Origin of the sequence: Ascidiaceihabitans donghaensis, from assembly GCF_900302465.1 — a bacterium.
Taxonomy (GTDB): Bacteria; Pseudomonadota; Alphaproteobacteria; order Rhodobacterales; family Rhodobacteraceae; genus Ascidiaceihabitans; species Ascidiaceihabitans donghaensis.
In genome coordinates this window covers 2,515,578-2,529,780 of record NZ_OMOR01000001.1, presented here as the reverse complement: position 1 = coordinate 2,529,780, position 14,203 = coordinate 2,515,578, and the positions used below count along the sequence as shown (strand labels likewise).

The 14,203-nt window shown below is 56.9% G+C and carries 16 protein-coding genes; all 16 read left to right on the top strand.

The annotated features are described in order from the left end of the window. Positions 1 to 51: 51 nt before the first annotated feature. The 16 genes from ASD8599_RS12615 (at position 52) to ASD8599_RS12540 (ending at position 14,170) form a co-directional block, all read left to right on the top strand. Complete coding sequence (locus tag ASD8599_RS12615) at positions 52 to 579, top strand: redoxin domain-containing protein (RefSeq protein WP_108828866.1); 528 nt, start codon at positions 52 to 54, stop codon at positions 577 to 579. A 254-nt stretch (positions 580 to 833) separates the two neighbouring features. After that, complete coding sequence (gene ftsW / locus ASD8599_RS12610) at positions 834 to 2,003, top strand: putative lipid II flippase FtsW (RefSeq protein ID WP_108828865.1); 1,170 nt, start codon at positions 834 to 836, stop codon at positions 2,001 to 2,003. Beyond that, entirely contained in the window at positions 2,000 to 3,115 is a 1,116-nt protein-coding gene (locus ASD8599_RS12605) for a UDP-N-acetylglucosamine--N-acetylmuramyl-(pentapeptide) pyrophosphoryl-undecaprenol N-acetylglucosamine transferase (protein WP_108828864.1), read from the top strand. Before ftsW ends, ASD8599_RS12605 begins: the two co-directional genes overlap by 4 nt. Beyond that, positions 3,112 to 4,521, top strand: a complete 1,410-nt coding sequence (gene murC / locus ASD8599_RS12600) for a UDP-N-acetylmuramate--L-alanine ligase (RefSeq protein WP_108828863.1) — start codon at positions 3,112 to 3,114, stop codon at positions 4,519 to 4,521. Before ASD8599_RS12605 ends, murC begins: the two co-directional genes overlap by 4 nt. Then, on the top strand, positions 4,518 to 4,802 hold the full coding sequence (locus ASD8599_RS12595; protein ID WP_108828862.1) for a hypothetical protein: 285 nt from the start codon (positions 4,518 to 4,520) through the stop codon (positions 4,800 to 4,802). The genes murC and ASD8599_RS12595 overlap by 4 nt, the downstream gene beginning before the upstream one ends. Next, the gene (locus ASD8599_RS12590; RefSeq protein WP_108828861.1) at positions 4,799 to 5,170 is read left to right on the top strand and encodes a hypothetical protein; all 372 of its coding nucleotides are present in this window, start codon (positions 4,799 to 4,801) and stop codon (positions 5,168 to 5,170) included. The genes ASD8599_RS12595 and ASD8599_RS12590 overlap by 4 nt, the downstream gene beginning before the upstream one ends. Continuing rightward, the gene (locus ASD8599_RS12585) at positions 5,167 to 5,418 is read left to right on the top strand and encodes a DUF2484 family protein (protein ID WP_108828860.1); all 252 of its coding nucleotides are present in this window, start codon (positions 5,167 to 5,169) and stop codon (positions 5,416 to 5,418) included. Before ASD8599_RS12590 ends, ASD8599_RS12585 begins: the two co-directional genes overlap by 4 nt. After that, positions 5,415 to 5,672 (top strand): DUF2484 family protein, encoded by a 258-nt coding sequence (locus tag ASD8599_RS12580; RefSeq protein WP_108828859.1) that lies wholly within the window; start codon positions 5,415 to 5,417, stop codon positions 5,670 to 5,672. The genes ASD8599_RS12585 and ASD8599_RS12580 overlap by 4 nt, the downstream gene beginning before the upstream one ends. Then, on the top strand, positions 5,669 to 5,932 hold the full coding sequence (locus ASD8599_RS12575; protein ID WP_108828858.1) for a hypothetical protein: 264 nt from the start codon (positions 5,669 to 5,671) through the stop codon (positions 5,930 to 5,932). Before ASD8599_RS12580 ends, ASD8599_RS12575 begins: the two co-directional genes overlap by 4 nt. Positions 5,933 to 6,032: 100 nt before the next feature. Further along, positions 6,033 to 6,950 carry a UDP-N-acetylmuramate dehydrogenase gene (murB, locus tag ASD8599_RS12570; protein WP_108828857.1) on the top strand — a complete coding sequence of 306 codons (918 nt, stop codon included), beginning with the start codon at positions 6,033 to 6,035 and terminating at the stop codon, positions 6,948 to 6,950. Positions 6,951 to 7,087: 137 nt separating this feature from the next. Beyond that, positions 7,088 to 7,966: a D-alanine--D-alanine ligase gene (locus ASD8599_RS12565; RefSeq protein ID WP_245926153.1), complete on the top strand. Its 879-nt coding sequence runs from the start codon at positions 7,088 to 7,090 to the stop codon at positions 7,964 to 7,966. Beyond that, positions 7,954 to 8,823 carry a cell division protein FtsQ/DivIB gene (locus ASD8599_RS12560; protein ID WP_108828855.1) on the top strand — a complete coding sequence of 290 codons (870 nt, stop codon included), beginning with the start codon at positions 7,954 to 7,956 and terminating at the stop codon, positions 8,821 to 8,823. Before ASD8599_RS12565 ends, ASD8599_RS12560 begins: the two co-directional genes overlap by 13 nt. Before the next feature lie 4 nt (positions 8,824 to 8,827). Continuing rightward, a complete protein-coding gene (ftsA, locus tag ASD8599_RS12555) occupies positions 8,828 to 10,162 on the top strand; it encodes a cell division protein FtsA (RefSeq protein ID WP_108828854.1) in 1,335 nt (444 codons plus the stop codon). A 172-nt stretch (positions 10,163 to 10,334) separates the two neighbouring features. After that, on the top strand, positions 10,335 to 11,966 hold the full coding sequence (gene ftsZ / locus ASD8599_RS12550) for a cell division protein FtsZ (RefSeq protein ID WP_108830162.1): 1,632 nt from the start codon (positions 10,335 to 10,337) through the stop codon (positions 11,964 to 11,966). 224 nt (positions 11,967 to 12,190) lie between these two features. Continuing rightward, positions 12,191 to 13,114 (top strand): UDP-3-O-acyl-N-acetylglucosamine deacetylase, encoded by a 924-nt coding sequence (gene lpxC / locus ASD8599_RS12545; RefSeq protein ID WP_108830161.1) that lies wholly within the window; start codon positions 12,191 to 12,193, stop codon positions 13,112 to 13,114. Between the two features lie 180 nt (positions 13,115 to 13,294). Beyond that, a complete protein-coding gene (locus ASD8599_RS12540; RefSeq protein WP_108830160.1) occupies positions 13,295 to 14,170 on the top strand; it encodes an outer membrane protein assembly factor BamD in 876 nt (291 codons plus the stop codon). Positions 14,171 to 14,203 lie beyond the last annotated feature (33 nt).

Below are 14,203 nucleotides of genomic sequence, written 5' to 3'. Positions count from 1 at the left end.
CAAATGCCGCGCAGCCTGCGACAGTTTGGACAAAGAAAGAAGGATTTGATCATGCAAGCACTGAACACAGGTGAGGTTTTCCCAACACAAGATGTGGCGGCACTGGGTGGAGGCCGGCTTTCACTGGGCACGCCATCAAAGGGTTTTGACTGGCAATTATTGATCATTTACCGTGGGTTACACTGCCCTTTGTGTGTGGAATACTTGGCGGATCTTGAAGCACTTTTACCTGACTTTCATGCCGCAGGCTGTGATGTGGTTGTGGCGTCGGGAGATCCGCAAGACAAAGCGGCGAAAATGCAATCCGAATGCGCACTCAGCATGCCGATCGGGTATGGATTGACGACGGATCAGATGATTTCGATGGGGCTTTATGTGTCAAATCCGCGCTCTCCCCAAGAGGCAGACGGGCGTGCTTTTGCGGAACCCGGGTTGTTCGTGATTATGCCGGAAGGCGTCTTGCGCATGGTGGATATTTCCAATGCGCCATTCCTGCGCCCGCCGCTGGCCAATGTGTTGCGCGGAATGAAAGCGAACCAGTCCGATGATTACCCGACACGTGGTACATTTGGCCGGTAACTGGGGATAACCCCTGCGGGCTGATCCCCAAGACGCGCAAGCCGCATTGGAAATATCCACCATCCGCACGTCCTATCCACGCCGGTTTGGCGCTTTTTCCGTGCCGGTCTAAATCTGGTTGTGGCCTTCTGCGTCAGCGCAATTGGCAGTAGCGCTGCGCACCAAAACACGCTATACTTGGCGCTAGATCCCAAGAATGGGGCAGCTCCTGTTGCAAAACATGCGAGCAAAGAGGCAGTGTAAAGGCAGTACCCATGACTGAAATGGTCTATGGCGCGGTTCCCGTTCAGCGGGGTGAACCGATCCTTCCCAAATGGTGGCGCACAATTGATAAATGGGCGATGTCGTGCATTTTGATCCTGTTTGCTGTGGGGCTTTTGCTTGGGCTGGCCTCGTCTCCGCCACTTGCAGCCAAAAACGGATTTGAACCCTTTCACTACGTGCAGCGCCAAGCGTTTTTTGGCTGTGTTGCGCTGTTGGCGATGATTTTAACGTCTATGATGACGCCTTTGGTTGTGCGACGCCTCGCGGTTCTTGGGTTTTTATGCGCTTTTGTTGCTTTGGCGATGTTGCCGTTCTTTGGTACGGATTTTGGCAAAGGGGCGGTGCGTTGGTATTCGCTTGGCTTTGCGTCGGTGCAACCGTCTGAATTTTTGAAACCCGGTTTTGTGGTTGTGGCGGCTTGGATGTTGGCGGCGGGACACGAATTGAACGGTCCTCCGGGCCGCACATGGTCCTTTATCTTATGCGTGACGATCGTTTTTATGCTCGCGATGCAGCCCGACTTTGGTCAGGCATGTCTGGTGTTGTTTGGCTGGGGCGTGATGTATTTTGTGGCTGGCGCACCCATGCTTTTGCTGGTGGGCATGGCGGGACTGGTTGTTGTTGCAGGGACTGTTGCCTACGCCAATTCGGAACATTTCGCGCGCCGCATTGACGGGTTTTTAAGCGCCGATGTCGATCCCACCACCCAGCTTGGCTATGCCACAAATGCCATTCGTGAAGGTGGTCTGTTTGGTGTGGGGGTGGGCGAAGGTCAGGTGAAGTGGTCGCTGCCGGATGCGCACACAGATTTCATTATTGCGGTCGCTGCCGAAGAATACGGGCTGATCATGGTGATGTGCATCATCGCTTTGTATGCGGGGATTGTGGTGCGATCACTGCTGCGTTTGGTGCGTGAACGTGATCCGTTCATTCGTTTGGCAGGCACCGGATTGGCCTGCATGTTTGGTGTTCAGGCGATGATCAATATGGGCGTCGCTGTGCGTCTGTTGCCCGCCAAAGGCATGACTTTGCCGTTTGTCAGCTACGGTGGATCGTCAGTCATTGCGTCGGGGATTGCCTTGGGTATGCTTCTGGCCTTCACACGGTCGCGTCCGCAGGGCGAGATCAGCGAGCTATTGGGCCGGGGACGTATGAAATGAACCAACCTTTGTTGATGATTGCGGCAGGTGGCACGGGCGGACATATGTTTCCGGCCCAGGCGCTGGCCGAGACGATGTTGGCAAAAGGGTGGCGCGTGAAGCTCAGCACCGATGCCCGTGGGGCACGCTATACTGGCGGATTTCCGCACACCACCGAGATTGAACAGATCAGCAGCGCAACCTTCGCACGCGGGGGGCTTGCGGCCAAAGCGTTGGTGCCGTTTCGTATTGCCGGCGGCGTGATCACGGCCGCTTTCAAAATGATGCGGGACAAGCCTGATGTTGTTGTGGGCTTTGGGGGCTATCCGACTATTCCTGCGATGGCGGCGGCGACCCTGTTGCGCAAGCCACGCATGATCCACGAACAAAACGGCATCTTGGGGCGCGTCAACAAGCTGTTTGCGCCGCGTGTCGATGCCGTGGCGTGTGGCACTTGGCCGACGGATTTGGCCGAAGGGATCGAGGGCGTGCATGTGGGGAACCCAGTGCGCGGTGCGGTTCTGGAACGGGCAGGGGCAGGGTATATCCAACCCGGTGACTACCCGATGGAATTGCTGGTGATTGGCGGATCCCAAGGGGCGCGCATTCTGTCGGATGTGGTGCCGCCTGCGATTGCCGCCCTGCCGATGGCGATGTTGCAAAACATTCGTGTCAGCCATCAGGCGCGTGGCGAAGACGAAGACCGTGTGCGCAGCTTTTACGCCGAAAACGGGATAAACGCCGATGTGCAGCCCTTTTTCCAAGACGTGCCGCGCCGCATGTCCGAAGCACAGTTGGTCATCAGCCGTTCAGGCGCATCTTCGGTTGCAGACATATCTGTTATCGGGCGTCCTTCCATTCTGGTGCCTTTTGCGGCGGCGACCGGCGATCATCAAACCGCCAATGCGCGTGGTTTGGTTGAGGCAGGCGGTGCTATTTTGATCCCTGAGAACATGCTGACCCCCGAAGCGTTGACGGCCCAAATCGAAACCGTTCTGGGCACGCCCGATGCAGCCCTGATGATGTCACGCGCCGCGTTAAATGCTGGCAAACCTGACGCCACAGAAGCGCTTGTTCATATGGTTGAAACTCTGGCCCAACACAGCCACCCCAATAAAGGAGCACGCGCATGAACGCAGCCGCCACAAAACTGCCCGGAGACGTGGGCCCCATTCATTTCGTTGGCATTGGTGGCATTGGCATGTCGGGCATTGCCGAGGTGCTTTTGAACCATGGATATGTGGTGCAGGGGTCTGATCTGAAAACCTCGAAAATCACCGACCGTTTGCAGACGCAAGGCGCGTTGATCTTTGAGGGTCAGCGGGCCGAGAACATTGAGGATGCGGCCGTGGTGGTCATTTCGTCTGCCATCAAACCGGGCAACCCTGAACTGGACGCGGCCCGTGCGCGCGGCCTTCCTATCGTGCGCCGCGCCGAGATGCTGGCGGAACTGATGCGCTTGAAATCCAATATTGCGATTGCAGGCACCCATGGCAAAACCACAACCACCACAATGATGGCCGAATTGATGGTGGCGGGCAAATTTGATCCCACGGTCGTCAATGGTGGCATCATCCACGCCTATGGTTCGAACGCGCGTGTGGGCCTTGGTGAATGGATGGTGGTTGAAGCGGACGAAAGCGACGGCACGTTCAATCGTTTGCCCGCCACCATCGCCATTGTGACCAACATCGACCCCGAACATATGGAACATTGGGGCACAGAAGAGGCGCTGCATCAGGGGTTCTTGGATTTCGTGTCCAACATTCCGTTTTACGGTGTTGCCGTGTGCTGCACCGATGATCCTGACGTGCAAAGCCTTGTTGGCAAGATCACCGACCGCCGCGTTGTAACGTATGGGTTCAATGCGCAGGCTGACGTGCGGGCCGTGAACCTGCATTACAAAGGCGGCGTTGCGATGTTTGATATAGCGCTGCAATCCGAGGACAAGGTGATAGAGGGCTGTTCTTTGCCCATGCCGGGGGACCACAATGTGTCCAACGCGCTGTCTGCTGTGGCTGTCGCGCGCCATTTGGGCATGAAAACCGATGAAATTCGCGAAGCCTTGGCCAATTTTGGTGGTGTGAACCGAAGATTTACCAAAGTCGGCGAAATAGACGGTGTGACGATTATTGATGATTATGGCCACCACCCGGTTGAGATTGCCGCCGTGTTGAAAGCGGCCCGTCAGGCAAGCGAAGGCCGCGTGATCGCGGTGCATCAACCGCATCGCTTTACGCGCCTTTCGCACCACTTTGACGAATTCTGCGCCTGTTTCAACGACGCGGATGTGGTGGGCATCGCAGAGGTGTTTGCCGCCGGCGAAGAGCCGATTGAAGGGGCAGGGCGCGACGATCTGGTCGCAGGGCTGATCCGCCATGGCCACCGTCATGCGCGCGCCGTGAACGACGAGGCCGATCTTGAACGCCTTGTGCGCGAACAAGCCCGCCCCGGCGATATGGTTGTATGCCTTGGGGCCGGGACGATTTCGACCTGGGCCAACGGCTTACCTGATCGTCTGATGAAGGGGGCTGCGTGAGTTGGTTTGATACCATGGTGACTTTGGCCCCTGCGGTGTTTGGCGGTTTGGGAGGCGTCTTTCTGGTACACAAAGGCATGGCGCGGACCAAATGGACTATTCTTACATGCGGCGGCACCAGTCTGGCGGTGCTGTATTGGCAGGCCTTGCCAGACAGTTTCGCCATGCTTTCGAAGGGCTTTGCCTACTCGACGTTGACTGAGGTTGCGTTGCCCGCGTTCATCGGTCTGTCTGTGGGTGTCGGTTTTTCTGAACGCGTTTTGCGGGCGCGATCACTATGACCCGTTTCTGTGCCGCTTTTTTTCTAGTCTTCACGGCCTCTGCAGCGCAAGCCGGCATCAACGAAGGCGATTCCATCCCCGTGAACATGTCCGAGATCTTGCCGCTGTTCTTTGTCGGGCTGATCATGGCGCCGATCGGGTTTGTGCTGGCGCGTTTGGGATACATGTTTGCGTTCAAAGCAGTGGCAGTGCTGTTCGGTCTGTGCCTTTTTGCAATGGTGATCGGGGCCGCCTTGTTCATGGGTGATTTGATCATGATCTTGGTGATATTTGCAGCAATCGTGATTGTGCCTGCCTTTGTGTACTATCTTTTAGGTGCGTGGCTTGGGTGGGCGATGCGCCTTCGCAAGGAAGGGGCAAACCCATGACCCTTTTGTTCGCGTGTATCACTTGGGTTTTTGCATCGGTTGCATGCGCGATGTTGCCTATGCGCCGTCAATATATACCGGGAGTGATTTTGCTGATCGCGGCCCCGGTTTTGATCGTTTGGATCGGGTTTCAGGTCCATCCGCTTGCCGCTGTCGCGGCGCTTGCTGCTTTTGTGTCGATGTTTCGAAATCCGCTGCGCTATCTTCTGGCGCGGCTTCGGGGGGAAGAACCGGAGTTGCCAAAATGAGCACATCCTTAATTCTGGCCTGCCTTTGGGCGTTGATCGCCAATGTTCTGGCCATGACACCCAGTAAAGACATGCACTGGCGCAATGCCTATATCCTGATTGCCATCGGCATCCCGATCGTGGGGTACGTGACATGGGAAAACGGCCCTTGGGTAGGCTTGCTGATATTGGCGGCAGGCATGTCGATCCTGCGCTGGCCCGTGATTTATCTGGGCCGCTGGGTGCGCCGTTTGGGCGGAAAGGGCGCGTCATGAGCTTTGTCTTTTTTATCCCCGTTATCTTGATGGGCTGCGTCAGTTTTGTAATTTTGTCGCAACAACGGTTTTTGCTGTATTTCGGATGGCTTTTGACGGCGATCCTCGCGTTGGCGCTGATTTTTTGGAACGTGCTGGGCATCCCGCCGATGTCTGAAGGGCCCATGCTTGCCATTATCGCGTTTGCGCTGTTCCAAAGCGCGTGTGCCGTTATGGGATGGGTCTGGGGCCGAACCCGCAAAGATCGGGGAACGCTATGATCGAGATTATTCTGGTGGTGCTGTTTTTGCCCGTTTCGTTGCTGATGATGTTTGCGGCGTGGTGTGCTTTGGCGCAGGTGCCCGAAGCGGAAGACGACACATGACTGAAATGCCACAGGTGCGCGGCACGGTAACGCCCGACCGGGAACTTTCGGATTTGACGTGGTTGCGCGTAGGCGGGCCTGCGGATTTTCTATTTCGCCCAGCGGATGTCGAAGACCTAAGCGCTTTCTTGCGTGAATTGCCCGACGATGTGGCGGTTTTCCCCATAGGTGTAGGCAGCAACCTGATTGTGCGCGACGGCGGCATAAGGGCTGTGGTGATCCGGATGGGGCGCGGGTTCAACGGGATAGAAATTGACGGCACCCGTGTCACAGCGGGCGCTGCGGCACTGGATGCGCATGTGGCCCGTAAGGCTGCGGACGCTGGACTGGATTTGACGTTTTTGCGCACCATTCCGGGCAGTATCGGCGGGGCTGTGCGCATGAATGCGGGGTGCTACGGCAGCTACACTGCAGATGTTCTGGTGTCGGCACAGGCCGTTTTGCGCAACGGTGATGTTGTGACGTTGACACCCCAAGATCTGAATTTTTCCTATCGCCAAAGTGACTTACCCAAAGGTGCTGTGCTGATTTCGGCGACCTTTGAAGCGCCCGAAGGCGTTCCCGAGGCGCTTCATGCGCGTATGACCGATCAAATCGCCAAGCGGGATGCATCCCAACCCACAAAAGACCGAAGCGCTGGCAGCACCTTTCGCAATCCTGCCGGTTTTTCGTCAACGGGGCAGGCGGACGATGTACATGATCTCAAGGCGTGGAAGGTGATTGATGATGCAGGCATGCGCGGCGCACGCAAAGGCGGCGCACAGATGAGCGAGATGCACTCGAATTTTTTGATCAATGCCGACAATGCCACGGCTGCCGATCTGGAAGGATTGGGTGAAGATGTACGAAAAAAGGTTTACGATTCCAGTGGTATCACGCTAGAATGGGAAATTATGCGGGTCGGTGAGAAATAAGGCGCTCAACTGGGTATAGCCCCGCAGACACAACGCCAAAATTGGCACAATAATAAAGGATCCGCAAAAGGGTCCGGGACATTAGAGGCACCACGGTGGGTCAGTCGAGCAGGACACCCCGAAACGTGGCGGTATTGATGGGCGGCCCAAGCGCAGAGCGCGAGGTGTCCCTGTTCACAGGCAAAGCCTGCGCCGCTGCATTGAGGGAAGAAAATATCAACGCGATCGAGGTCGACGCCGGCCCCGATCTTGTTGCGCGTTTACAAGACATCAAACCGGATGCTGTTCTCAATTGCCTGCATGGCCGTTGGGGCGAAGACGGCTGCGTACAGGGCGTGCTGGAATGGTTGGGTATTCCCTATTCCCACTCTGGCGTTTTGGCCTCCGCCTTGGCCATGGACAAACAGCGCAGCAAAGACGTGTTTGCACAGGCCGGATTGCCCATTGTCAAAAGCATCATTGCCAAGCGCGATGACGTCCGTGCGGCCCATGTGATGGAACCGCCCTACGTGGTGAAGCCCAACAACGAAGGGTCCTCGGTCGGGGTGTATCTGGTTGAGGTCGAAAACAACGGGCCACCGCAGCTGGACGACGACATGCCCGATGAGGTGATGGTCGAAACCTTTGCGCCGGGCCGTGAATTGACAACAACTGTGATGGGCGACCGTGCCTTGACGGTGACTGATATTCTTACCACCGGGTGGTACGACTACGACGCCAAATACAAAGAGGGCGGATCATCCCATGTGGTGCCTGCCGACGTGCCATCCGAGATTTTTGCATTGTGCATGGACTACGCCAAACGCGCCCACACCGCCTTGGGATGTCGCGGTGTGTCGCGCACTGATTTCCGTTGGGACGAGACGCGTGGCGTCGATGGGTTGATCCTGCTTGAAACCAACACCCAGCCCGGCATGACGGCAACCTCATTGACGCCCGAACAAGGCGAAGCGGTCGGCATCACTTTTCCACAGCTGTGTCGCTGGATGGTAGAGGACGCGTCATGCAATCGCTAAAGCGCCGCACCCCCAAGGCTGATCCGGCCCCGTCGCGCTGGTCATGGCGCTTGCAGCGGTTGATGCTGACGCCTGGTTTTCGGTTTGGACTGCGGGTTGGTGTGCCTTTTGTGCTGACGCTGACACTGGGCACTGCCTATTTTGCCAATCCCGAACGCCAACAAGCCATCCGCGACAGCGTGGCTGATACCCGCGCGGCCATTCAGGAACGCCCTGAATTTATGGTCACTTTGATGGCGATCGATGGTGTTGATACGCAGATGTCTGAAGACATTCGCGCCAATCTGGCCCTCGATTTCCCGATCAGCTCATTTGATCTGGATCTTGAAGCCATGCGCACAACCATTACGGATTTACCACCTGTCGCCGAGGCCGCTTTACGGATCAGGCCGGGTGGTGTTTTAGAGGTCGACGTGACGCCACGGGTACCTGTGGCCGTCTGGCGCAACCACTCCAGCCTGTCGTTGGTCGACGCGACGGGTGCGCATGTGGCGCATATTCCGTTCCGTGTGGACCGGTCCGATTTGCCTTTGATTGCGGGGGACGGGGCCAATACCTACATCTCTCAGGCGCTTGAGTTGCTCGACGTGGCGGCCCCCTTGGGTGACCGGCTGCGCGGTCTTGTGCGCATGGGGGAACGACGCTGGGATGTGGTTCTGGACCGCGACCAACGCATTTTGTTACCAACTGAAAATCCGGTGCGTGCGCTGGAACGGGTCATCGCACTTGAGGGCGCCCAAGACGTCCTAAGCCGCGATGTCGCGCGTGTGGATATGCGGCTGGGGCAACGTCCCACAGTCCAAATGAACAAGAACGCCACCACCGAGATGTGGCGCATCCGGCAGATAGGGCAGTAAGGTTATGATGGATTTGTACGGCAGCCAACGCAGCATGCGCAACATGCGCAAAGTGGCAATGCAACGCGGTGTGGTGGCTATTCTGGACGTCGGCAGTTCCAAGATTGCCTGTCTTGTGTTGCGCTTTGACGGTTCTGCCGATCTGGAAAGCGACGGCGAAATCGGGTCTTTGGCCGGTCAGTCGGGCTTTCGCGTCATTGGGGCGGCCACGACCCGTTCGCGTGGTGTGCGTTTTGGCGAGATTTCCGCAATGGCTGAAACCGAACGCGCCATTCGCACAGCCTTGCAAGCGGCCCAAAAGATGGCGGGCATACGCGTCGATCATGTCATTGCATGTTATGGCGGCGGCGATCCGCGCAGCTATGGTCTGGACGCGCAAATCGGCTTGGATGGTCAGGTCGTGACCGAAGACGATGTGGCCCGTGTGTTGGCCAGCTGTGATGTGCCGGACTATGGGGCAGGGCGCGAAGTGCTGCATGCGCAGCCGGTGAATTTTGCGCTCGATCACCGGTCTGGCCTCAGCGACCCGCGTGGTCAGCTTGGCAATGAGCTAAGCGTGGACATGCACATGCTGACCGTCGACGCAATGTCGGTGCAACACTTGGCCCATTGCATAAAACGCTGTGATCTGGAACTGGCGGGGATCGCGTCCTCGGCCTATGCCTCTGGCATTGCAGCCCTTGTGGAAGATGAACAGGAACTTGGCGCCGCCTGCATTGATATGGGGGGCGGGTCCACCGGTGTGTCGATCTTTATCAAGAAGCACATGATTTACGGTGATGCGGTGCGTATGGGCGGCGATCATGTGACGTCGGACATTTCATTGGGCCTGCAAGTGCCCACAGCCAATGCCGAACGCATCAAGACATTCTATGGTGGGGTTCATGCCACGGGCATGGACGACCGTGAGATGATCGAGATTGGCGGCGACACCGGTGATTACGAACATGACCGCCGTACCGCGTCGCGCGCCGAATTGATCGGCATCATGCGGCCGCGTGTTGAAGAGATTCTGGAAGAAGTCCGTGCGCGGCTTGACGCTGCTGGCTTTGACCATTTGCCAAGCCAGCAAATTGTTCTGACAGGCGGGGGCAGTCAAATTCCCGGTCTTGACGGACTGGCATCCAAAATTCTGGGCCACCAAGTGCGTTTGGGCCGGCCTTTGCGTGTGCATGGCCTGCCACAAGCGGCGACGGGTCCGGGGTTTGCGTCTGCAGTTGGACTGTCCTTGTTTGCAGCGCATCCGCAAGACGAATGGTGGGACTTCGATATTCCCGCAGACCGTTACCCCAAACGCAGCTTGCGCCGCGCCGTTAAGTGGTTCCGCGACAACTGGTAACCCCTATATCTGGGTCCGCACGCGAAATACCGTGAAATTTGGCAGGATTCCGCCCATATTTTGGGGCAAATCTGTGTTTTTTGGGTGACGCTGCAAGCAAAAACGGCTAAGTTAAAGGCGGATTAGGCAAAAAAACCCGCGAATGCGGATTCGAAAACAGGCGGACACATACATGACTTTGAACCTTTCGATGCCCGGACAGGACGAACTGAAACCTCGTATTACCGTGTTCGGTGTCGGGGGCGCTGGCGGCAATGCGGTCAACAATATGATCGAAAAGCAGCTGGATGGTGTGGACTTTGTTGTCGCCAACACAGACGCGCAGGCGCTGCAGCAATCCGCGTCCACGACGCGTGTGCAGCTGGGCATCAAGGTCACTGAAGGCTTGGGGGCAGGGGCCCGCGCAAGCGTCGGCGCCGCCGCTGCCGAAGAAAGCATTGAACAGATCGTTGATCATCTGGCGGGCGCACACATGTGCTTTATCACGGCTGGCATGGGGGGCGGCACCGGGACGGGTGCGGCACCAATCATCGCGCAAGCGGCCCGCGAATTGGGTGTCTTGACTGTCGGCGTTGTGACCAAGCCTTTCCAGTTTGAAGGCGCCAAGCGCATGCGTCAGGCCGAAGATGGCGTTGAGGCGTTGCAAAAGGTTGTCGACACGCTGATCATCATTCCCAACCAGAACCTGTTCCGCCTTGCCAACGAAAAAACCACTTTCACCGAAGCGTTTTCCATGGCGGATGACGTTTTGTACCAAGGCGTTAAAGGCGTGACAGACCTTATGGTGCGTCCCGGCCTTATCAACCTCGACTTTGCCGATGTGCGTTCCGTGATGGACGAAATGGGCAAGGCCATGATGGGCACAGGCGAGGCGGACGGCGAAGATCGCGCGATCCAGGCCGCAGAAAAAGCCATCGCGAACCCGCTGCTGGACGAAATCAGCCTGCGCGGTGCTAAAGGCGTTCTGATCAACATCACAGGCGCACACGATCTGACATTGTTCGAACTGGACGAAGCGGCCAACCGCATCCGCGAAGAAGTCGATCCAGAGGCCAACATCATCGTGGGCTCCACTCTGGATACAGCCATGGAAGGCATGATGCGCGTCAGCGTTGTTGCCACAGGCATCGACGCGTTGGATGTGCAAACGGACATTCCTGTGCCGCGCCGCAGCATGCACGCGCCTTTGACAGCAACCGTGACAGCCGAAGCGCCTGCCGCACCTGTGTATGAAGAAGCACCGCAAACCCAAGTCGCACAAGCTGCTGCACCTCAGCCGCAATTCGACGGTTTGGATGTTGAACAAGCCGCTGCATCTGACATGGCTGAAGATATCTTTGCGGATGAAACACCAGTGGCCGCGCAGGACGACCTGCCACCACCTGCGTACCAGCCGCGTGTCGAAGCGTTTGAACCGCAGCCAGAACTGGAAGCTGAACCGCAGGCCTTCGTCGCACCTCGTGCACCTGCACCTGGCACACCATCGCCTGAGGCTTTGGCGCGTTTGCGTGCCGCGGCCCAAAAAGCAGCCCCTCAGGCCGAGCAACAAGCAGCCCCACAGGCTGCACCAAGCCAGCCAGCTGCAGAAGAGCGTCCACGCTTTGGGATCAATTCGTTGATCAACCGCATGACAGGTCACGCAGAACAAGGCGCCGAACGCGCACCGCAGCAACCTGCAGTACGCCAGCAACCGCCTGTGCAGCAACAAGCCGCCGCAGCACCTGCACCGCGTCCAGCCGAAGCTGCCGACCCAGAGCAGGAGCGGATCGAAATCCCCGCGTTTTTGCGTCGTCAAGCGAACTGAATTGGTAAAAATATCGAATTGAGTAAGTCTTAATTCGTGACAAAGGGCTGCTTTTGGGCGGCCCTTTTTCACGTGTTATCAACGGCCTACAAGGCACGCGGCATCTTTCTGCCGTTTTGTGACAGTCATGTTTCAGACCGTTACAAAGATTGAGTTGTTATGTGAGGGGGCGTTACGTAGGTACATCTCAACAGCGCCAAGTGCGCGACACTTTGAGGTTCTACGTGCAGACAACGATCAAATCACCCATCAGCTTTTCCGGACGCGGATTGCATTCCGGCGCTCCGGCGACGCTGACGATTCGTCCTGCAGGGGCCGAGCACGGGATTTGGTTTTCACGGGTGGACTTGAACGAAGGGGATCGTTTGATCCCGGCGCGTTGGGACGTTGTGAACCGGTCGCCTTTGTGCACGAAACTTGAAAATGCATCCGGAGTCACGGTGTCCACTGTGGAACATGTAATGGCTGCGATTGCAGGCTGTGGCATCCACAACGCTCTGATTGAGATTGACGGACCTGAAGTACCAATCGTTGATGGATCTGCCGTGCCGTTCGTGCGTGGTATCATGCAGCGCGGTGTGCGGGTGTTGGACGCCCCTGTACGCGCGTTTGAAATCATGCAGACCGTAACGGTTACAGAAGGCGATGCCACTGCGACATTGTCCCCCGCGGATACGCTTTACATTGATTTCGAGATCGAGTTTGACGACGCCGCTATCGGCCGTCAACACAAGTCCTTGCGTATGAACAACGGCAGCTTTGCCCGCGAATTGTGCGACAGCCGCACCTTTTGCCGTCAGGCCGATGTGGACGCTATGCAAGCCAACGGGTTGGCTTTGGGTGGTGTGCCGGGCCAGAATGCGGTCGTTTTTGATGGTGACGCGGTTCTAAGCCCGGGTGGTTTGCGTCATTCGGATGAACCTGTGCGCCATAAAATGTTGGACGCTTTAGGCGATCTGGCCTTGGCCGGTGCCCCGCTGATCGGGCGGTACACGGGCGTGCGGTCCGGCCATTCGCTGACCAATACTTTGCTGCGTAAAGCCTTTGCGACGCCGGGCGCTGTGCGCATGGTGGTTTGCGATGCTCAGATGGCCACGCGGTTGCCTGGATACGGGCTGGTATGGGATGAAATTCCGCAGGTTGCATAACTGCATCTGGTGGAACGGCCATCACTTTTACACAAATGCTGATTTCAGGTGCAATCATCGTTTTGCATGGTAAATTATTGTGTTAGGACGTACTCAAGAATGCTCTGAACGGGGTGGGTGACTGTGGTGAGGACGACAGACATGGTGAGTGGTGGATACCAAAATATGGGCCAACACACGATGACAAAGCGACAATTGGGCAAACGCACTGTGCGTCTGACCGGAGTTGTGCTTGTAGCGGCTATGCTTGCGGCATGCGGCGGTGGGGACCGCCCGACGCGAGGCAGCGTGTTTAACCAACAGGTCATTCCGCTGGAAGAATTCACCGCCCAACAGATTTTTGAGCGTGGCGAATATGAACTTGAAAATCGCCAACCCTCTGAGGCGGCGTTCTATTTTGGCGAAATTGAACGCCTGTACCCCTATTCCGATTTGGCGCAACGTGCCTTGATCATGCAAGCCTTTGCGCACCACCGCGACAAGGACTACCCAAACAGCCGCTCTGCTGCGCAGCGTTTCATTGATTTTTACCCCGATGAAGACGATGCAGCCTATGCGCAGTATCTGTTGGCGTTGTCCTACTATGACCAAATCGACGAAGTGGGCCGCGATCAGGGTTTGACCTTCCAAGCCTTGCAATCTTTGCGTGACGTGATCGAACGCTATCCAGACAGCGAATATGCCAAAACATCGGTTTTGAAATTCGATCTGGCCTTTGACCACCTTGCGGGCAAGGAAATGGAAATTGGCCGCTATTATTTGCGCCGTGATCACTATGCGTCCGCCATCAACCGGTTCCGTGTTGTTGTTGAGGATTTCCAAACAACCACACACACCGCCGAGGCATTGCACCGTCTGGTCGAAGCCTATTTGTCCCTTGGATTGACCGATGAAGCACAAACCGCGGGCGCTATTCTGGGCTACAACTACCGGTCTACGGATTGGTACGAAGACAGCTACAAGCTGTTGACAGGGCGCGGGTTGGAACTGGAAGCGGCAGGCGACAGCTGGTTGCGCCAGATTTATCGTCAGATGCTTAAAGGTCGTTGGTTGTAAAGTGCGGCATCGCACGTACGCCACGGAATAACC

What these genes read in the sequence shown, in the direction of transcription:
- ASD8599_RS12615 (WP_108828866.1), top strand. Translation starts at nt 52, where the DNA reads ATGCAAGCACTGAACACAGGTGAGGTTTTCCCAACACAAGATGTGGCG.
- ftsW (WP_108828865.1), top strand. Translation starts at nt 834, where the DNA reads ATGACTGAAATGGTCTATGGCGCGGTTCCCGTTCAGCGGGGTGAACCG.
- ASD8599_RS12605 (WP_108828864.1), top strand. Translation starts at nt 2,000, where the DNA reads ATGAACCAACCTTTGTTGATGATTGCGGCAGGTGGCACGGGCGGACAT.
- murC (WP_108828863.1), top strand. Translation starts at nt 3,112, where the DNA reads ATGAACGCAGCCGCCACAAAACTGCCCGGAGACGTGGGCCCCATTCAT.
- ASD8599_RS12590 (WP_108828861.1), top strand. Translation starts at nt 4,799, where the DNA reads ATGACCCGTTTCTGTGCCGCTTTTTTTCTAGTCTTCACGGCCTCTGCA.
- ASD8599_RS12585 (WP_108828860.1), top strand. Translation starts at nt 5,167, where the DNA reads ATGACCCTTTTGTTCGCGTGTATCACTTGGGTTTTTGCATCGGTTGCA.
- ASD8599_RS12580 (WP_108828859.1), top strand. Translation starts at nt 5,415, where the DNA reads ATGAGCACATCCTTAATTCTGGCCTGCCTTTGGGCGTTGATCGCCAAT.
- ASD8599_RS12575 (WP_108828858.1), top strand. Translation starts at nt 5,669, where the DNA reads ATGAGCTTTGTCTTTTTTATCCCCGTTATCTTGATGGGCTGCGTCAGT.
- murB (WP_108828857.1), top strand. Translation starts at nt 6,033, where the DNA reads ATGACTGAAATGCCACAGGTGCGCGGCACGGTAACGCCCGACCGGGAA.
- ASD8599_RS12565 (WP_245926153.1), top strand. Translation starts at nt 7,088, where the DNA reads ATGGGCGGCCCAAGCGCAGAGCGCGAGGTGTCCCTGTTCACAGGCAAA.
- ASD8599_RS12560 (WP_108828855.1), top strand. Translation starts at nt 7,954, where the DNA reads ATGCAATCGCTAAAGCGCCGCACCCCCAAGGCTGATCCGGCCCCGTCG.
- ftsA (WP_108828854.1), top strand. Translation starts at nt 8,828, where the DNA reads ATGATGGATTTGTACGGCAGCCAACGCAGCATGCGCAACATGCGCAAA.
- ftsZ (WP_108830162.1), top strand. Translation starts at nt 10,335, where the DNA reads ATGACTTTGAACCTTTCGATGCCCGGACAGGACGAACTGAAACCTCGT.
- ASD8599_RS12540 (WP_108830160.1), top strand. Translation starts at nt 13,295, where the DNA reads ATGACAAAGCGACAATTGGGCAAACGCACTGTGCGTCTGACCGGAGTT.